This is a genomic window from Nocardioides pakistanensis, from assembly GCF_054781215.1.
Genome location: NZ_BAAGUV010000008.1, coordinates 1 through 2172 on the forward strand (window position 1 = coordinate 1; position 2172 = coordinate 2172).

Consider the following 2172-nt stretch of genomic DNA (forward strand, 5'->3'; position numbering starts at 1 on the left):
CATGACTGACCAGAACGGCACCATCGAAAGTCACCCGCTGCAGCAGCGCGAGGAGGTGGAGGTATACCCGCCGACACCCGAGTTCCGCGCGCAGGCGAACGTGAACGATCCGTCGACGTACTGGCGGGCGGCGGAAGACCCTGAAGCCTATTGGGCGGAACGCGCGCGGCAGCTCAAATGGACCAAGCCGTTCACCGAGACCCTCGACTGGTCGAACCCGCCGTTCGCGAAGTGGTACGTCGGCGGCAAGCTGAACGTGGCTGCGAACTGCCTGGATCGCCATGTCGCGGCGGGCCTCGGGGAACGCGTGGCGATCCACTTCGAGGGCGAACCGGGCGATACGCGCACGCTGACCTACGCCGAATTGACCTATGAGGTGAAGCGGGCCGCGAACATGCTCACGAGCCTGGGTGTCTCGGCGGGCGACCGGGTCGCGATCTACATGCCGATGATCCCCGAGGCCGTGATCGCGATGCTGGCGGTGGCCCGGCTCGGGGCGGCGCACTCGGTCGTGTTCGGCGGGTTCAGCGCCGAGAGCCTGCGCGCCCGCATCGACGACGCACAGGCCGAGCTCGTCATCACCGCTGACGGGGGCTATCGGAAGGGCCGCGTCTCGGCGCTCAAGCCCACGGTCGACGACGCGCTCGCCCTCGACACGGGCACGCCGCTCTCGGTCGAGCGCGTGCTCGTGGTGCAGCGCGGCGGCAACGACGTGGCGATGCAGCAGGGACGCGACCTGTGGTGGCACGAGGAGATCACCTCGTTCGACGGTCAGCACGAGGCCAAGGGCTTCCCCGCTGAGAACCCGCTGTTCATCCTCTACACCTCCGGCACCACCGGCAAGCCCAAGGGCATCCTGCACACCTCCGCGGGCTACCTGACGCAGGTCTCGGCCACGCACCGCGACGTGTTCGACCTCAAGCCCGAGACCGATGTCTACTGGTGCACCGCCGATGTGGGCTGGATCACCGGTCACAGCTACGTCGTCTACGGTCCGCTCGCGAACGGTGCCACCCAGGTCATGTACGAGGGCACTCCCGAGACGCCCGACTGGGGTCGCTGGTGGTCGATCATCCAGAAGTACGGCGTCACGATCTTCTACACCGCCCCGACCGCGATCCGAGCCTGCATGAAGGTCGGCCGCCAGGTGCCCGAGCAGTACGATCTGTCGTCGATCCGCGTGCTCGGCAGCGTCGGGGAGCCGATCAACCCCGAGGCGTGGCGCTGGTACCGCGAGGTCATCGGCGGTGGGCAGGCCCCGATCGTGGACACCTGGTGGCAGACCGAGACCGGCGCGATCATGATCGCCCCGATGCCGGGACTCACCGGTTTGAAGCCGGGCAGCGCGCAGGTCCCGCAGCCGGGGATCACCGCCGCCGTCGTCAACGAGCAGGGCGAGCAGGTGGATCACGGCCAGGGCGGACTGCTCGTGGTGCAGCGTCCGTGGCCGTCGATGGTGCGCACCATCTGGGGGGACGATCAGCGATTCATCGACACCTACTGGTCGAAGTTCGACGGCCAGTACTTCGCCGGCGACGGCGCTCGCTACGATGACGACGGCGACATCTGGCTGCTGGGCCGGGTCGACGACGTGATGAACGTCTCGGGCCACCGGCTCTCGACCGCGGAGATCGAGTCCGCGCTCGTCGAGCACCACGCGGTCGCCGAATCCGCGGTGGTCGGCGCCGACGACGAGACGACCGGGCAGGCGGTCGTAGCGTTCGTGATCCTGAAATCGCAGCAGACCCTGCTCACCCCCGAAGAGGCCGAGACCGCCCTCAAGAAGCACGTCGCCGAGCAAATCGGCGCCATCGCCCGCCCAAGACAGATCTTCGTGGTCACCGAGCTGCCCAAAACCCGCTCCGGCAAGATCATGCGCCGCCTCCTCAAGGATGCGGCCGAGGGCAAGGAGATCGGCGACACCACCACGCTCGCCGACACCTCGGTCATGCAGACAATCTCCAACCGCGTCCATACAGAGAAGTCCACACCGCTGGGCTAGATGTGCCCGGTCAGTGGGTTGGTGACACTCGGCTGATCGGGGGCCGGCCTCCGCAAGCGGTATGGCCTCGATCATAGTTGTAGTGATCGAGCCAGGGCCCGAGCGCCTCGACCCGCTCTTGATTAGATGTGAACGGTCGCCGGTAGGCCCAGCCTTCCTGCAGAGTCCGG

At 67.4% G+C, this 2172-nt stretch carries 2 protein-coding genes; one reads left to right on the forward strand and one right to left on the reverse strand.

Features of this window, described 5'->3' with window-relative positions; translation table 11 throughout:
• The first annotated feature begins 1 nt into the window (after position 1).
• Positions 2-2002: an acetate--CoA ligase gene (gene acs, locus ACYVIH_RS03325; protein WP_460865974.1), complete on the forward strand. Its 2001-nt coding sequence runs from the start codon at positions 2-4 to the stop codon at positions 2000-2002.
• A 10-nt stretch (positions 2003-2012) separates the two neighbouring features.
• Here the strand turns inward: acs and ACYVIH_RS03330 are convergent.
• Positions 2013-2172: integrase core domain-containing protein (locus ACYVIH_RS03330; protein WP_460865976.1), on the reverse strand; the 160-nt coding region annotated here is incomplete at its 5' end.